This is a genomic window from Halomonas organivorans (assembly GCF_014192055.1).
Taxonomy (GTDB): domain Bacteria; phylum Pseudomonadota; class Gammaproteobacteria; order Pseudomonadales; family Halomonadaceae; genus Halomonas; species Halomonas organivorans.
Genome location: NZ_JACHXM010000057.1, coordinates 1 through 14,588, shown reverse-complemented (window position 1 = coordinate 14,588; position 14,588 = coordinate 1). Strand labels below are relative to the sequence as shown.

Annotated in this window: 13 protein-coding genes; 10 read left to right on the top strand and 3 right to left on the bottom strand. The window is 67.2% G+C overall.

From position 1 onward, the window contains the following. Positions 1-157: 157 nt before the first annotated feature. The 5 genes from FHR96_RS22090 (at position 158) to FHR96_RS22070 (ending at position 6,717) form a co-directional block, all read left to right on the top strand. Positions 158-2,536, top strand: a complete 2,379-nt coding sequence (locus tag FHR96_RS22090) for a Tex family protein (RefSeq protein WP_183389871.1) — start codon at positions 158-160, stop codon at positions 2,534-2,536. Between the two features lie 309 nt (positions 2,537-2,845). Then, the gene (gshA, locus tag FHR96_RS22085) at positions 2,846-4,477 is read left to right on the top strand and encodes a glutamate--cysteine ligase (RefSeq protein WP_379685082.1); all 1,632 of its coding nucleotides are present in this window, start codon (positions 2,846-2,848) and stop codon (positions 4,475-4,477) included. Next, positions 4,474-5,025, top strand: coding sequence for a disulfide bond formation protein B (locus FHR96_RS22080; RefSeq protein WP_183389870.1), 552 nt, complete (start codon positions 4,474-4,476; stop codon positions 5,023-5,025). The genes gshA and FHR96_RS22080 overlap by 4 nt, the downstream gene beginning before the upstream one ends. A gap of 86 nt (positions 5,026-5,111) precedes the next feature. Then, complete coding sequence (rsd, locus tag FHR96_RS22075) at positions 5,112-5,603, top strand: sigma D regulator (RefSeq protein ID WP_183389869.1); 492 nt, start codon at positions 5,112-5,114, stop codon at positions 5,601-5,603. Positions 5,604-5,742: 139 nt separating this feature from the next. Then, positions 5,743-6,717: a malate dehydrogenase gene (locus tag FHR96_RS22070; protein WP_183389868.1), complete on the top strand. Its 975-nt coding sequence runs from the start codon at positions 5,743-5,745 to the stop codon at positions 6,715-6,717. A gap of 130 nt (positions 6,718-6,847) precedes the next feature. Here the strand turns inward: FHR96_RS22070 and FHR96_RS22065 are convergent, their stop codons facing one another. Continuing rightward, positions 6,848-7,504 carry a histidinol-phosphatase gene (locus tag FHR96_RS22065; RefSeq protein ID WP_183389867.1) on the bottom strand — a complete coding sequence of 219 codons (657 nt, stop codon included), beginning with the start codon at positions 7,502-7,504 and terminating at the stop codon, positions 6,848-6,850. A gap of 148 nt (positions 7,505-7,652) precedes the next feature. Between FHR96_RS22065 and FHR96_RS22060 the strand changes: the two genes are divergently transcribed. Both FHR96_RS22060 and ptsP read left to right on the top strand, forming a co-directional pair. Then, positions 7,653-8,147, top strand: a complete 495-nt coding sequence (locus tag FHR96_RS22060; RefSeq protein ID WP_183389866.1) for an RNA pyrophosphohydrolase — start codon at positions 7,653-7,655, stop codon at positions 8,145-8,147. A gap of 75 nt (positions 8,148-8,222) precedes the next feature. Further along, the gene (gene ptsP / locus FHR96_RS22055; protein ID WP_183389872.1) at positions 8,223-10,487 is read left to right on the top strand and encodes a phosphoenolpyruvate--protein phosphotransferase; all 2,265 of its coding nucleotides are present in this window, start codon (positions 8,223-8,225) and stop codon (positions 10,485-10,487) included. A gap of 50 nt (positions 10,488-10,537) precedes the next feature. On the opposite strand, the gene FHR96_RS22050 is transcribed toward ptsP, so the two are convergent. After that, entirely contained in the window at positions 10,538-11,317 is a 780-nt protein-coding gene (locus FHR96_RS22050; RefSeq protein WP_183389865.1) for an NRDE family protein, read from the bottom strand. A 108-nt stretch (positions 11,318-11,425) separates the two neighbouring features. Here FHR96_RS22050 and FHR96_RS22045 point away from each other — a divergent pair, with 108 nt between their 5' ends. The 3 genes from FHR96_RS22045 to lgt all read left to right on the top strand — a co-directional run bounded on the left by FHR96_RS22045 (position 11,426) and on the right by lgt (position 14,264). Beyond that, complete coding sequence (locus FHR96_RS22045) at positions 11,426-12,559, top strand: response regulator (protein ID WP_183389864.1); 1,134 nt, start codon at positions 11,426-11,428, stop codon at positions 12,557-12,559. Further along, the gene (locus FHR96_RS22040) at positions 12,556-13,350 is read left to right on the top strand and encodes a sulfite exporter TauE/SafE family protein (protein WP_183389863.1); all 795 of its coding nucleotides are present in this window, start codon (positions 12,556-12,558) and stop codon (positions 13,348-13,350) included. The genes FHR96_RS22045 and FHR96_RS22040 overlap by 4 nt, the downstream gene beginning before the upstream one ends. A gap of 134 nt (positions 13,351-13,484) precedes the next feature. Further along, positions 13,485-14,264, top strand: coding sequence for a prolipoprotein diacylglyceryl transferase (gene lgt / locus FHR96_RS22035; protein WP_183389862.1), 780 nt, complete (start codon positions 13,485-13,487; stop codon positions 14,262-14,264). A gap of 139 nt (positions 14,265-14,403) precedes the next feature. Here the strand turns inward: lgt and FHR96_RS22030 are convergent. Beyond that, on the bottom strand, positions 14,404-14,588 hold a 185-nt coding region (locus FHR96_RS22030), incomplete at its 5' end, for a hypothetical protein (RefSeq protein ID WP_221195916.1).

The following is a 14,588-nucleotide window of genomic DNA, read 5'->3' as shown; positions in this document are numbered from 1 at the left end:
GCTTCCAGCTTCCAGCTTCCAGCTTCCAGCTTCCAGCTTCCAGCTTCCAGCTTCCAGCTTCCAGCTTCCAGCTTCCAGCTTCCAGCTTCCAGCTGCCGGCCCAGGCGGCGGTGTGATACCTTGTCGCGATCGTCTGTCCCGGATTGCCAAGGATTACATGGACGCACAAGCCAAGATCATCGATCGTCTCGCCGAGGAACTCGGCGTTCGCGGGCCCCAGGTGGCGGCCACCGTGGAGCTGCTCGACGGCGGGGCCACCGTGCCTTTCATCGCCCGCTATCGCAAGGAAGTCACCGGCGGGCTGGACGACACCCAACTGCGCCAGCTGCACGAGCGGCTGGGCTACCTGCGCGAGCTGGAGGAGCGCCGCGAGGCGGTGCTGGCGAGCATCGACGAGCAGGGCAAGCTGACGCCCGAGCTGACCGCCAGCATCCACGCCGCCGACACCAAGCAGCGCCTGGAAGACCTCTACCTGCCGTATCGCAAGAAGCGCCGCACCAAGGCCCAGATCGCCCGGGAGGCCGGTCTCGAGCCGCTGGCCGATGCGCTGCTGGCCGATCCCTCGCTGGATCCCGAGGTCGAGGCGGCGAAGTATTTCCGCGCCGCGGAGGAGGACATTCCGGCCATCGAGGACGCCAAGTCGGCCCTGGACGGCGCCAAGCAGATCCTCATGGAGCGCTTCGCCGAGGAGGCCGAGCTGGTCGGCCGGCTGCGCGAGCGGCTGTGGAGCGACGGCGAGCTGTCGTCGCGGCTGATCGCCGGCAAGGAGCAGGAGGGCGCCAAGTTCTCCGACTACTTCGAGCACGACGAGCCGCTGGCCAAGGTGCCTTCACACCGCGCGCTGGCGATGTTCCGCGGCCGCAACGAAGGCGTGCTGGCGCTGACCCTGCGCCTGCCCGGCGAGGACGAAGCCCTTCTTCACCCGGCTCAGGTGGCGATCGCCAAGCACTTCGAGATCGCCGACCACGGCCGTCCCGCCGACCGCTGGCTCGCCGAAGTGGTGCGCTGGACCTGGCGGGTCAAGCTCTACACGCATCTGGAGACCGAGCTGATGGGTCGGCTGCGCGATCGCGCAGAACTCGATGCCATCGAAGTGTTCGCTGCCAACCTCAAGGACCTGCTGCTGGCCGCACCGGCCGGCCAGAAGGCGACGCTGGCCATCGACCCGGGGCTGCGCACCGGCTGCAAGGTGGCGGTGGTCGACGCCACCGGCCGCTTCCTCGAGCACGCCACCATCTTCCCCCATGCGCCGCGTAATCAATGGGACGAGTCGCTGGCCGTGCTGGCGCGGCTGGTGAACAAGCACGACGTGGCCCTGGTGGCGGTGGGCAACGGCACCGCCAGTCGCGAGACCGACAAGCTGGCAGGCGAGCTGGTCAAGGCCCTTTCTTCAAGGACCGGGGCAGGAAAGGGGCCGCTGTCCAAGGTGATGGTCAGCGAGGCCGGCGCCTCGGTGTACTCGGCCTCGGAATACGCTGCGCGCGAACTTCCCGATCTCGACGTGACCATCCGCGGTGCGGTGTCGATCGCCCGTCGGCTGCAGGACCCGCTGGCCGAGCTGGTCAAGATCGAGCCCAAGTCGATCGGCGTCGGCCAGTACCAGCACGATGTCTCCCAGGTGCAGCTGTCACGCAGCCTGGAAGCGGTCATCGAGGACTGCGTCAACGCCGTGGGTGTCGATCTCAACACCGCCTCGAGCGCGCTGCTGTCGCGGGTCGCCGGGCTGAACGCGGGGCTGGCCGAGAACATCGTCGCCCGCCGCGACGCCGAGGGCGCCTTCGCCAGCCGCAAGCAGCTGCTCGACGTCAGCCGCTTGGGGCCCAAGACCTTCGAGCAGTGCGCCGGCTTCCTGCGCATCATGGGCGGCGACAATCCGCTGGATGCCAGTGCCGTGCACCCGGAGGCCTATCCGCTGGTCGAGCGCATCGCCAAGCAGAGCCAGCGTGAGCTCGGCGGACTGATCGGCGACAGCGCCACGCTCAAGGCCTTGAAACCCGCCGACTTCGCCGACGAGCGCTTCGGCGTGCCCACCGTCAGCGATATCCTCAAGGAGCTCGACAAGCCGGGCCGCGACCCGCGCCCCGAGTTCAAGGCGGCCGAGTTCCGCGAGGGCGTCGAGACCCTCAAGGACCTGGAGCCCGGCATGGTGCTGGAGGGCAGCGTCACCAACGTCACCCACTTCGGTGCCTTCGTCGATATCGGCGTGCACCAGGACGGCCTGGTGCATATCTCGGCACTGTCCGACAAGTTCGTCGAGGACCCGCGCTCGGTGGTCAAGGCCGGCGACATTGTCAAGGTCAAGGTGATGAGCGTGGATCTGGAACGTGCGCGCATCGGCCTGTCCATGCGCCTCGACGACCAGCCCGGCGAAGACGGCGAGCCGGCCAGGCGTGGCGGCGGTGGCCCTCGCGGCCGCCAGGGCAAGGCCGCGCGCAAGGGCGGTGGAGCGCAGAAGGGCAAGGAGCAGGGCGGCCAGGGCGATGGTCAGCTCGGCGCCCTGGGGGCGGCGCTGCTGAAGGCCAAGCGAAAGGGGTAGCATGGGGCTACGGGCTACGGGCTACGGGCTACGGGCTACGGGCTACGGGCTACGGGCTACGGGCTACGGGGCATGGTCTACGAGATATAATGCTGTCGAAGCTCGAAGCTCGAAGCTCGAAGCTCGAAGCTCGAAGCTCGAAGCTCGAAGCTCGAAGCTCGAAGCTCGAAGCTCGAAGCTCGAAGCTCGAAGCAATTAGCCGGCTTACCTTGAATCGCCGTTTTCCGTCGCCATAATCAGAGGTCTTGCGGGTGCCGCGGCGCCCGAACCGTCCACCGGGACGCCGGGCGTCGGCGTCCCCGACATGGGGTGACCACCTTGTCCGAAACGCTTTCCCCTCACATCGAACGCCTCGGTCGGCTGGCCGACCAGGGGCGCTTCGGTCGACTGCGCCGCGGCATCGAGAAGGAAGGGCTGCGGGTCGACGCCGCGGGGCGCATCGCCCAGACCCGGCACCCTCGGGCGCTGGGCTCCAAGCTGACCCATCCGCATATCACCACCGACTACTCCGAGGCGCTGCTGGAGTACATCACGCCGGTCTACAGCCGCCCCGAAGATGCCCTCGCGTTCCTTGCCGACCTGCATCGCTTCAGCTATCGGCGACTGGGCGAGGAACTGATCTGGCCGGCCAGCATGCCGGCCCGGCTCGATGGCAACGACAGCGTGCCGATCGCCGACTATGGCGAGTCCAATGTAGGGCGCATGAAGCACGTCTACCGCAAGGGGCTGGATGTGCGCTACGGGCGCATCATGCAGGCGATTGCCGGTGTGCACTACAACGTATCGTTGCCCGATGAGCTGTTCGCGCTGCTGCGCGAGCTCGACGGCGAGGGCGAGACGGCCATGCAGGACTATCGCTCGGCCCGCTACTTCGGTCTGATCCGCAATTTCCGCCGCCACAGCTGGCTGCTGCTCTATCTGTTCGGTGCCTCGCCGGCGATCGATCGCAGCTTCCTGCCTGACGGGAAGATACCGGAGGGGCTCGAGGCACATGGCGACGAGACGCTGGTCTCGCCGTTCGCCACCAGCCTGCGCATGTCCGATCTGGGCTACCAGAACAAGGTGCAATCGCAGCTCAAGATCTGTTTCAACTCGCTGTCCAACTATGTCAACACCCTGCGCCATGCCATCTCCACTCCCTGGCCGGACTACCAGGCGAGTGGCGTGCGCGAGGGCGACGATTGGTGCCAGCTCAACGCCAACATCCTGCAGATCGAGAACGAGTACTACAGCGATATCCGTCCGAAGCGGGTGGCGCGCCATGACGAGACGCCCAGCCAGGCGCTCGAGGCCCGCGGTGTCGAATACATCGAGGTGCGCTGCCTCGACCTGAACCCCTTCGACCCGCTGGGCATCGACGCCGTGCAGAGTCGTTTCCTCGATACCTTCCTGATGTGGTGCCTGCTCACCGAGAGTCCCTGGATTTCCGACGAGGAGTGTGAGCACCTGGACGACAATCGGCGCCTGGTGGTGTCGCGGGGGCGCGATCCCGCGCTGCGGCTGGATCATCATGGGCGCAAGCGCTCCATCGCCGACTGGGGCGGCGATATCTTCGCCGGGCTCGGCGAGGTCGCCGCGCTGCTGGATCGGCTGGAAGAGGGCTCGCCCCATGGCGACGCCCTGGCGGCACTGTCGGCAAGGCTCGAGGATCCCGCGCGAACGCCATCCGGCCAGCTGCTGGCGCGGTTGATGTCGCGCGATGAGGGCTTCGTCGAGGCGGTTCTGGCGCTGGCGCGGGAACAGGGCGCACGCCTGGGCGAGGAGCCCATCGAGCGCGCCCGTGCGGCATTGTTCGACGAGCTGGTGGAAACGTCCCACCAGCAGCAGGGCGACATCGAGGCCGCCGACGTCGACACCTTCGCCGATTTTCTGGCTGCCTATTTCGAACGCGCCCGGGAATCCCGGGCTTTGACGCCGCTGCGAGCGGGAGGTCAGGGATGATCGAGGGACTGCGTGAGGCGGGCGTGAGGGGCTGGAGCCTGCTGGGGCTGGGTGGCTGCGTGCTGATGATGGCGGTGGCCCTGGGGCTCGAACACCTGGGGGGGCTCGAGCCCTGTCCGCTGTGTATCTTCCAGCGGGTGGCGGTGATGGCCGCCGGCGTGGTGTTTGCCGTTGCGGCCCTGCACGATCCCAAGGGGCGGCTCGGCGGGGCAGTCTACGCGCTGCTGTCGCTGCTGGCCGTGGCCGCCGGTATCGGCCTGGCCTGGCGCCACCTGTGGCTGCAGTCGCTGCCCGCCGACCAGGTGCCGAGCTGTGGGCCCGGGCTCGACTACATGCTGGAGGTCCTGCCGCTGCAGCAGGTGTTGAGCATGGTGCTCAACGCCTCGGGAGAGTGCGCAGAGATCAGCGCACGCTTCCTGGGGCTGTCGCTGCCGGGCTGGACGCTGATCGGCTTCGTGGTGCTGGCGTTGGTGCCGCTGGGCCTGCTTTGGCGGTCCCTGCGGCGGCGTAACGGCTATCGTTGGCCGGGGGTGACGCCGCAGGATTGACAGCGCCTTCCCCAGGGGGGACGCTGTGGCTCCAGGCCGGGGCGGTTGGGTGTCCGAGGTCGGGTCCATCGAGCGAGGGGAGCACCATGCTGGAAGACTGCAAGAGCGCACAGGAACGCTGGGGGGGCGTCCACCGGCTGATCGACCGCTGGCTCGACCAGCGACGCACGCTGCTCGTTCGCTTCGACGAGCTCAAGGAAGTGTGCGACGCCGAGCTTGAGGCGGTGACCAAGCCGCGTATCGACGCCTTCAGTGAACTGCTGATGGACTACATCAGTGCCGGGCACTTCGAGATCTATCCCCAGCTCAGGGCCGAGGCCGAGGCGTTCGAGGACGACGATGCCCTGGGGCTCGCCGACCGCCTGCTGACACGCCTCGAGATGTCCACCGAACTGGTGCTGGCCTTCGACGAGGACTACGCCAGTCCGGTGCGCTGTCAGCACTACCTTTCCCGCCTGCCCGCCTGGCTGGATCGACTAGCCAAGGGCCTCACCGAGCGTTTCTCGCTCGAGGACCGTCTGATCGCGCGGCTGCATGCGGCTCATGCGCCCGAGGCGAGGGCCTCCAGCGGCGCCTGATCTGCCCCGTCCGGCGGCCTATTCGCAGGTCGAATTGAGTTTTGTGCACTGCAGGCATACCATTTCTCCGGTTTTGATCCCGGCCGGGGAGGCATCATCGCTCCGGCCGATCCTCACGGCGACAACCGAAGGAGCCACGATGAAAGACCCCGTCCGTATTGCCATTACCGGCGCCGCCGGCCAGATCAGTTACTCCCTGGCCTTCCGTATCGCCTCCGGCGACATGCTCGGCAAGGATCAGCCGGTCATCCTGCAGCTGCTCGAGATTCCGCCGGCCATGGATGCGCTCAACGGCGTGGTCATGGAGCTCAACGACTGTGCCTTCCCGCTGGTGCAGGACATCGTCGCCTCCGACGACCCCAACGTCGCCTTCAAGGATGCCGATTTCGCCCTGCTGGTCGGCGCGCGTCCGCGCGGTCCGGGCATGGAGCGCAAGGACCTGCTCGAGGCCAACGCCGCCATCTTCTCCGTCCAGGGCAAGGCACTGAACGATCACGCCAGCCGTGACGTGCGCGTGCTGGTGGTGGGCAACCCGGCCAACACCAACGCCCTGATCGCCTCCTGCAACGCGCCGGATCTCGACGCCGGCCAGTTCACTGCGATGATGCGTCTGGACCATAACCGGGCCAAGACCCAGCTGGCCCAGAAAGCCGGCAAGCACGTCACCGACGTCGAGTCGATGATCGTGTGGGGCAACCACAGCGCGACCCAGTACCCGGACCTGGCCCACTGCAAGGTAGACGGCAAGCCGGCCCTGGAGCTGGTCGAGCGTGACTGGTACGAGAACGACTTCATCCCCACCGTGCAGCAGCGCGGTGCCGCCATCATCAAGGCTCGCGGTGCGTCTTCCGCCGCCTCCGCCGCCTCTGCCGCCATCGACCACATGCGTGACTGGGCGCTCGGCAGCGACGGCATCGTCAGCATGGGCATTCCGGCCGACGGCAGCTACGGCATCGAGCCGGGCGTGATGTACTCCTACCCGGTGGTGTGCAAGGGCGGCAAGTACGAGATCGTCCAGGGCCTGGAGATCGACGACTTCAGCCGTGATCGCATGACCGCCACCGAGACCGAGCTGCGCGAAGAACGCGCCGCGGTGGAGCATCTGCTCGGCTAAGCTCTAAGCCTGAAGCTTGAAGAGCGGCGCTGCGCGCCTGGAAGGAAAAACAGAAAACCCCGCTCAGGCGACTCCTGGCGGGGTTTTCTTATGGCTTCGAGCTTCGAGCTCCCGGCGAAGCCGGGCCGGCTCAGCCGCGCAGGCTGATGACCCGCCAGCCGCGCGCCTCGGCGGCCTGGCGCAGGGTGGCGTCGGGGTCCACCGCTACCGGGTGGTCGACCTGCTCCAGCAGCGGCAGGTCGTTGTGAGAGTCGCTGTAGAACCAGGCGTCGTGCAGGGTGTGGTCGCGGTCCGTGAGCCATGCTTCCAGGCGCGTCACCTTGCCCTCCCGATAGCTGGGCACGCCGCTGACGCGGCCGGTGTAGCGGCCCTCGACCATCTCCGGCTCCACGGCGATCAGGTCATCCACGCCGAGGCGTTCGGCGATCGGGCCGGTGATGAAACGGTTGGTGGCGGTGATGATCAGCAGGGTGTCGCCGCGGGCCCGGTGGCGGGCGATCAGCTCTTCGCCGCGGGGCAGGATGTGCGGCTCGATCTTGCTGGCCATGAACTGCTGATGCCAGGCTGCCAGCTGTTCGGGCGAGTTGTCGGCCAGCGGCTTGAGGGCTACCGACAGGAACTCCTTCATGTCGAGAGTGCCGGCTTCGTAGTCGGCCATGAAGCGATCGTTGGCTTCCTTGTAGGCCACCGGGTCCACGGCGCCCTGCTCGAGCAGAAACTCGCCCCAGGCATGGTCGCTGTCGATGGAGAGCAGGGTGTTGTCCAGGTCGAAGATGGCGAGGCTCACGGATTTCCTCTGGTTGTCGTTGGCATGTCGAGCCCGCGATTATGGCAGATGCGGGCGACCCCTTCGAGCGGGCCGCGAACGGCGTATTGATACGTTTCACGGCCTTGTGGAAGAATGAATCCAATACTGGATTCATAAGGTGAAGTCCGTGATCGACGCAGACGGCTTTCGCCCCAACGTTGGCATCATCCTCGCCAACGACCAGGGGCAGCTGCTTTGGGCGCGTCGGGTTGGGCAGAATGCGTGGCAGTTTCCCCAGGGAGGCATCAAGGCGAACGAGACACCGCAACAGGCACTGTTTCGCGAACTCTACGAGGAGGTCGGCCTGAGCGCCGATGACGTCGAGGTGCTTGCCTGTACCCGGGGCTGGTTGCGCTATCGCCTGCCGCGACGCATGGTGCGAACACACGCCCGGCCTGTGTGTATCGGCCAGAAGCAGAAGTGGTTCCTGCTCAGGATCCGCTGTGGAGAGACCCGCATCAGCATGGACGGCGGTGCGGCCAAACCGGAATTCGACGGCTGGCGCTGGGTCAGTTACTGGTATCCGCTGGGACAGGTGGTGCCCTTCAAGCGCGAGGTCTATCGACGCGCGCTGCGCGAGCTGTCGCCGCGCGCCCAGCGTCTGGCCCTCGGGCATGGCTGACGCCGCGATACATGCCGGGGCGTGCCCCGGCGATACCCTCAGCGAGGCATAACGACAATGGACAGCAAGACGCCGATGCTCGAGGTGTTGCGACGCATCATCCTGGAGGTCAACGGGGCGCGCAATCTTGATGCCGCCCTGTCGACCATGGTGCGACGTATTCGCAAGGCCATGCGTACTGACGTGTGTTCCTTCTACCTCTTCGATGCCGAACTCGATCGCCTGGTGCTGATGGAAACCATCGGCCTGAGGACCCAGGCCGTGGGACACGTATCGCTGTCGGTCGGGGAGGGCCTGGTGGGCCTGGTGGCCCAGCGCGAGGAGCCCATCAACCTGGAAGACGCGCGCGCCCATCCCTACTTTCGTTACTTCGAGGCCACCGGCGAGGAGCGCTACTTCAGCTTCCTCGGCGTGCCGATCATCCATCAGCGGCGCATGCTCGGCGTGCTGGTCGTGCAGCAATCCGACAAGCGTCGCTACGATGAGGCCGACGAGGCCTTCCTGGTCACCATGGCCGCACAGCTGGCAGGCGTCCTGGCCCATGCCCTGGCGACCGGTAGCCTGACCCGGCCGTCCTTGCCCGGCGGCCAGGCCACCTTCACCGGGGTGGCGGCCTCGCCGGGCATGGCCATCGGCGAGGCGGTGGTGATCGCGCCGCCGGCCGATCTCGACAGCGTGCCGGACCTGATCCCGACCGACGAGGAATATGAGATCGCACGCCTCAAGGAGGCCATTGGCAAGGCGCGTGACGAGATCCGTGCGGCGGGCGAGCGCCTGGCCAACCGGATCTCCGCCCAGGAGCTGGCGCTGTTCGACGTCTATCAGCAGATGCTGGGCGAGGCGGCGCTGTCCCAGGAGGTGGTCAAGCGCATCCGCGAGGGGCAATGGGCGCCGGGGGCATTGGCCGACGTGGTGCGACGCCATGTGCAGTACCTGGAGCGGGTGGACGACGATTATCTTCGCGAGCGGGCGGCCGACGTGCGCGACCTGGGGCGTCGGGTGCTCGCCCATTTGCAGGAGGAGACCGCCTCGACGCCGGCCGTCTACCCGGAGAATACCGTGCTGGTCAGCGATGAGATCAGCGTGGCGATGCTCGGCGAGGTGCCGCGCGATCGCCTGGCGGGGATCGTCTCGGTGCGCGGCTCCAGTACCTCCCACGTGGCCATCGTGGCCCGGGCCATGGGCATTCCCACCGTGCTGGGCATGGTCGACTTGCCCTTGCCGCGGCTCAACGGGGCCCGGGTGGTGCTCGATGGCCACCGCGGCCGGCTGTTCGTGCGCCCGAGCCCCGACCTGGAGAACCACTACCAGGGCTTGATCGAGGAGGAGCGTGCGCTGGCCGAGGTCCTCGAGCACGAACAGGACCTGCCCAGCCGCACCCCGGATGGCCACGACATGCCGCTGATGGTCAATACCGGGTTGGCGGTGGATGCGGTGGCTTCGCTCAAGTCTCGTATCGGCGGCGTGGGGCTGTATCGCACCGAAGTGCCGTTCATGATCACCGAGCGTTTCCCCGGAGAGCAGGAGCAGACCCGGCTGTATCGTGAGCAGCTGGAGGGGTTTGCCCCGCTGCCGGTGGTGATGCGGACCCTGGACATCGGTGGCGACAAGGACCTGCCCTATTTTCCCATCGAGGAAGCCAACCCGTTCCTGGGCTGGCGGGGGATTCGCGTCACCCTGGATCATCCCGAAGTGTTGATGGTCCAGCTGCGGGCGATGCTGCGCGCCTCGCAGGGGCTCGACAACCTTCAGGTCCTGCTGCCGATGATCACCAACGTCGACGAGGTCGACGACGCCCTGCGCCTGCTCGAACGGGCCATTCGCGAACTGGGAGAAGACGGCATCGAGGTGGCGCGCCCCAAGGTGGGCGTGATGCTGGAGGTGCCGGCGACGCTCTATCAGCTCGGAGCGCTGGCCGAGCGGGTCGATTTCTTCTCGGTGGGCAGCAACGACCTCACCCAGTACCTGCTGGCGGTGGATCGCAACAACCCACGCGTGGCGGATCTCTACGATGCCTGCCATCCGGCGGTGCTGTCGGCCATGGCGCGCCTGGCTCGGGAGACCAGGGCCCTGGGCGTTCCCACCTCGGTGTGCGGGGAGTTGGCCGGGGATCCGGCCGGTGCGCTGCTGCTGATGGGGATGGGCTTCAATGCCTTGTCGATGAACGCCCCCAGCCTGCCCAAGGTGCGTGCCGCCATTCGCCGCGTCAGCCTGGCGTCGGCCGAGGCGCTGGTCGACGAGACCCTGACCCAGTCGTCGCCGGTGGGCGTGCGGCGGCACCTGGAGGCGCGGATGAACGAGTGGCAGCTGGCCCATCTGTTGCCGCCCAAGGACACCTGATCCGTTTCAGCCCAGATGTCTTTGGGCCTTGGCTGTCGAGGCTTAGGTCGTCAGGCCAGGGCTGGCGTGGCCAGCGTCAAGTGTCGGGCGCCGAGCGGGGCACCGTTGGGCCCGAAGCGTCGCTCGCCGATGGTCAGATGTCCATCGGCCCGCCACTCCAGCCAGGTGGTGGCCCGTGTACCGTAGTCTTCGCCCAGGATGAACGCCGCCGACAGGCGGCGTTCGAGCTCCAGCCCTATGCCCGTCGACGGAAGGCGGTCGTCCTCTGCCTCGTGGCTATCCCCCAGTGCAGCCAGTGCAGCGTCCGGCCAGTGGCCGCGGTGCAGGCCAGCAGCGAGCCCCTGTCGCGCGGCGATCAGCTTGGGCCAGGGGGTATCCAGTTCAGCGTTGGAGAGGCCGTGCAGGCCGGCGGAGACCTGCTGCAGGACGATTCGCTCGCGTCCGCGATGCAGGTACCACAGGTGTCGGCCATCGCCGGCCAGCAGGTTGAAACCGGCGTAGCGTCGCGCATCGTCGTCGGCCAGTCGCGTCAGCCACTCGCCCAGATCGTCGCACTCCAGGGCTGAACGGACCAGTTTGCCGCGGCTGGGGGCATGGTCGGGGACGCCGAGGCCGGGATCCCGAACGTTGGTCACCGCGGCGAAGCGGCCGCGGCGGTGCACGCTGAGCCAGGAACCGCCGGCCTCGAGATCTCGGCCGCCGACGATGTCCGGGGCATCCTGCCAGGCGCCCAGCGGGGCCGTGGGGCGGGCGTGGAACTCGTCACGATTGGCCACCAGGCGAAGCACGAAGGACGCGCCGGGGCGATGGTCGAAGGCGATCAGGCACATGGGGCTAGCCTAACCCGCCCATCGGGCTCGGGAAACCCGGCGCCATGACATGGCACCTCTGGCATCGTACACTCGGAGGCTTTCAAGCGACCCGTGACAGGGATGACGATGAGTGTCGAGACCGACAAGGAGCGTGCCTGGTCGCGCCTGGTCAAGCCTATCCTGTGGCCGGCCCTGGCCATCCAGCTGGCCCTGGTGGGGCTGTGCCTGGCCGTAGGCCTGAGCGGCCGTTGGCTGGCGCTCTCGCCGGTGTCCTGGAGTGGCACCTTCTGGCTGCTGGTCGCGCTGATGGTCGGCAGCGGCCTCAACGTCGCCGCCTTTCTGATGCTGCTGCGCCAGCGCATCCGTGCCATGGAAGCGAGGGTCGAATCGGCGCTGGGCCGTCTCGGGCAGCGCTTGAAGGCCGAGGGGGGAGACGATGCTTTTGGAGCCGGTCGCTTCGATGATCCCGAATTGCCGCTCGACCAGCGCCTGGATGCCCTGGGAAGCATGTGCGACGCCTGGGCCTCACGCTGGGCGGCCGAGCTGGATACCGCTCGTGGCGCCGAACAGCGGCTCTTCGACGATCTCGAGGTCCAGCAGGAACGCCTGGTGCGTCTCGAGACCGGACGAGTGCGCGCCCAGGAGGAATCGCGTCTGAAGTCCGGCTACCTGAGCCATCTGCAGCAGATGCTCAAGCCGCTGATGGCCGCGGTGTCCGAGGTCTTGAGCAGCGACTCGTGCCGGCGTGCCGGTAGCGAGAGTGGTCGTACCGCCATCGAAGGGCTGCAGGAACGGTTGGCCGAGACGGCCGTGCTGCTGGAAAACCTCGGCGAGCCGGCGGCGTCGGAAACGGTGCCGGGGCGTGTGCTGGTGGTCGACGATGGTCCGGTGAACCTGATGCTGGCTCAGAAGGTGCTCGAGCGGCAGGGCCTGCAGGTGGCGACTGCCACCAGCGGCAGCGAGGCGCTCGAGTGTCTGGAGCAGACCCCCTTCGACCTGGTGTTCATGGATATCTACATGGCGGATATGGACGGCGTGGAGACCTGCCGCGCATGGCGAGCTCGGGAGGTCGAACAGCCTGATCGGCCTCGGTGCGTCATGGTGGCGCTGACCGCCAATGCCGGCGATGCCGACCGCCAACGCTTCCGTGAGGCCGGCATGGACGACTACCTGGCCAAGCCGTACCGGCCCCAGGATCTGCTGGATCGGGTGCGCCACTGGCTGCCCGGACTACTCGTGGCCGGGGAGGGTGGGGCATGAGCTCGGTCTCGCTGATGGTCGGCTATCTGCTGCTGGGCAGCCTGGCCGGCACCCTGGCTGGGCTGTTCGGCATCGGCGGTGGGTTGATCATCGTGCCGGCGCTGGTCTTCGCCTTCGACCTGCAGGGGGTCGCACCGGAGGTGATCATGCACCTGGCGGTGGGAACCTCGCTGTCGACCATCGTGGTCACCGGGGCGTCCTCCGCCTGGGCGCACTATCGTCGGGGCAGCGTGCACCGTGCCTGGTTTCTGGCGCTGTTGCCCGGCCTGGTGCTGGGGGCGGTTGCCGGCGTCTTCGTTGCCGGGAGCCTGTCCGGCGGTGCGCTGGGTGGGCTGTTCGGCGTCTTCCTGCTGGCGGTGGCCGCGAAGATGGCCCTGGCTCGCGGGACACGTTCCAGGCGGCTCGCTCCGGGGCGAGCCGCCATGGGGCTGGCCGGCGCGGTGATTGGTGGCGTCTCGGCGCTGTTCGGGATCGGTGGGGGCACCCTGAGCGTGCCGTGGCTGACCCGCTGTGGGGCGCCCATGACCCAGGCGGTAGGGACCTCTTCGGCCTGTGGGCTGCCTATCGCCGCCTTTGGTGCCGCTACCTTCATCGTCGTTGGCTGGGGGCAGCCTCAGCTACCTGCCGGTGCCGTGGGCTATGTCATGTGGCCTGCGTTCCTGGGCATCGTGCTCGCCAGCGTGCCTTTCGCGCGGGTCGGCGTGAAGCTGGCGCATCGCCTTCCCGCGCGGCTGCTGCGTCTCTCCTTCGCTGGCCTTTTGGCCCTGGTGGGGCTCAAGTTCCTGATTTGACGCTTCAAGGAGGAAGCGTGGAGCTTGACGATAGGCCTTGACCCCGCTGCGGCGGATGGGGAATCTTTGGCTTCCAGCTTCCAGCTTCCAGCTTCCAGCTTCCAGCTTCCAGCTCTCCATTTTCCGAGGATTCCATGCTGCGCTACCCCGATATCGATCCCGTGGCCATCTCGCTCGGCCCGCTACAGGTTCATTGGTATGGCCTGATGTACGTCATCGGCTTCATTGCCGCCTGGTGGTTGGGGCGCCGCCGCGCTCCACGGATCGGCCTGAACGGCGACGACGTGGGCGACATGATCTTCTATGCAGCGCTTGGCGTGGTGTTGGGCGGCCGTCTGGGCTATGCGCTGTTCTATGGCCTCGAGCAATGGCTGGCCGATCCGCTGTGGATCTTCCGGGTCTGGGATGGCGGCATGAGTTTCCACGGGGGCCTGATCGGGGTACTGCTGGCCTCGCTTTACTTCGCTCGCAAGAAGCAGCTGGCCTTCTTCACGCTCACCGACTTCGTCGCGCCGCTGGTGCCGATCGGCCTGGGCGCGGGGCGGATCGGCAACTTCATCAACCACGAGCTGCCAGGGCGCGTCACCGACCTGCCCTGGGGGCTGGTCTTCCCCGGCCTGGGGCCGCAGCCGCGCCATCCGTCGTCGCTCTACGAGGCGGCGCTGGAGGGTGCGGTACTGTTCACGGTGCTATGGTGGGTGTCGTCGACGCCGCGTCGGCGCGGTCTGGTCTCCGGCCTGTTTCTGCTGCTCTATGGTGCCTTCCGTATCAGCGTGGAGTTCGTGCGTCGTCCCGACCCGCAGCTCGGCTTCATCGCCTTCGGCTGGGTGACCCAGGGCATGCTGCTGTCGCTGCCGATGATCATCGCCGGCGGGCTGCTGATTCTCTGGTCACGGCGGCAGCCGATTCCCTGACCCGGGCTTCGCCCGGGAGCTGGAAGAACGCCCGCTTCGCGGGCTTAAGCTTGAAGAGCGGTGCTTCGCACCTGGAAGAGCCGGGCTTCGCCCGGAGCTTGAAGTCATAAGCTTGAAGCTTGAAGAAAACCCGGCCGGGCTACGCCCGGAGCTTGAAGTCATCAGCTTGAAGCTGGAAGAAAACCCGGCCGGGCTTCGCCCGGAGCTTGAAGTCATAAGCTTGAAGCTTGAAGAAAACCCTTGACCCGATGATGGCGGGGTTCATGCTGTCTTCCAGCTTCCAGCTTCCAGCTTCCAGCTTCCAGCTTCCAGCTTCCAGCTTCC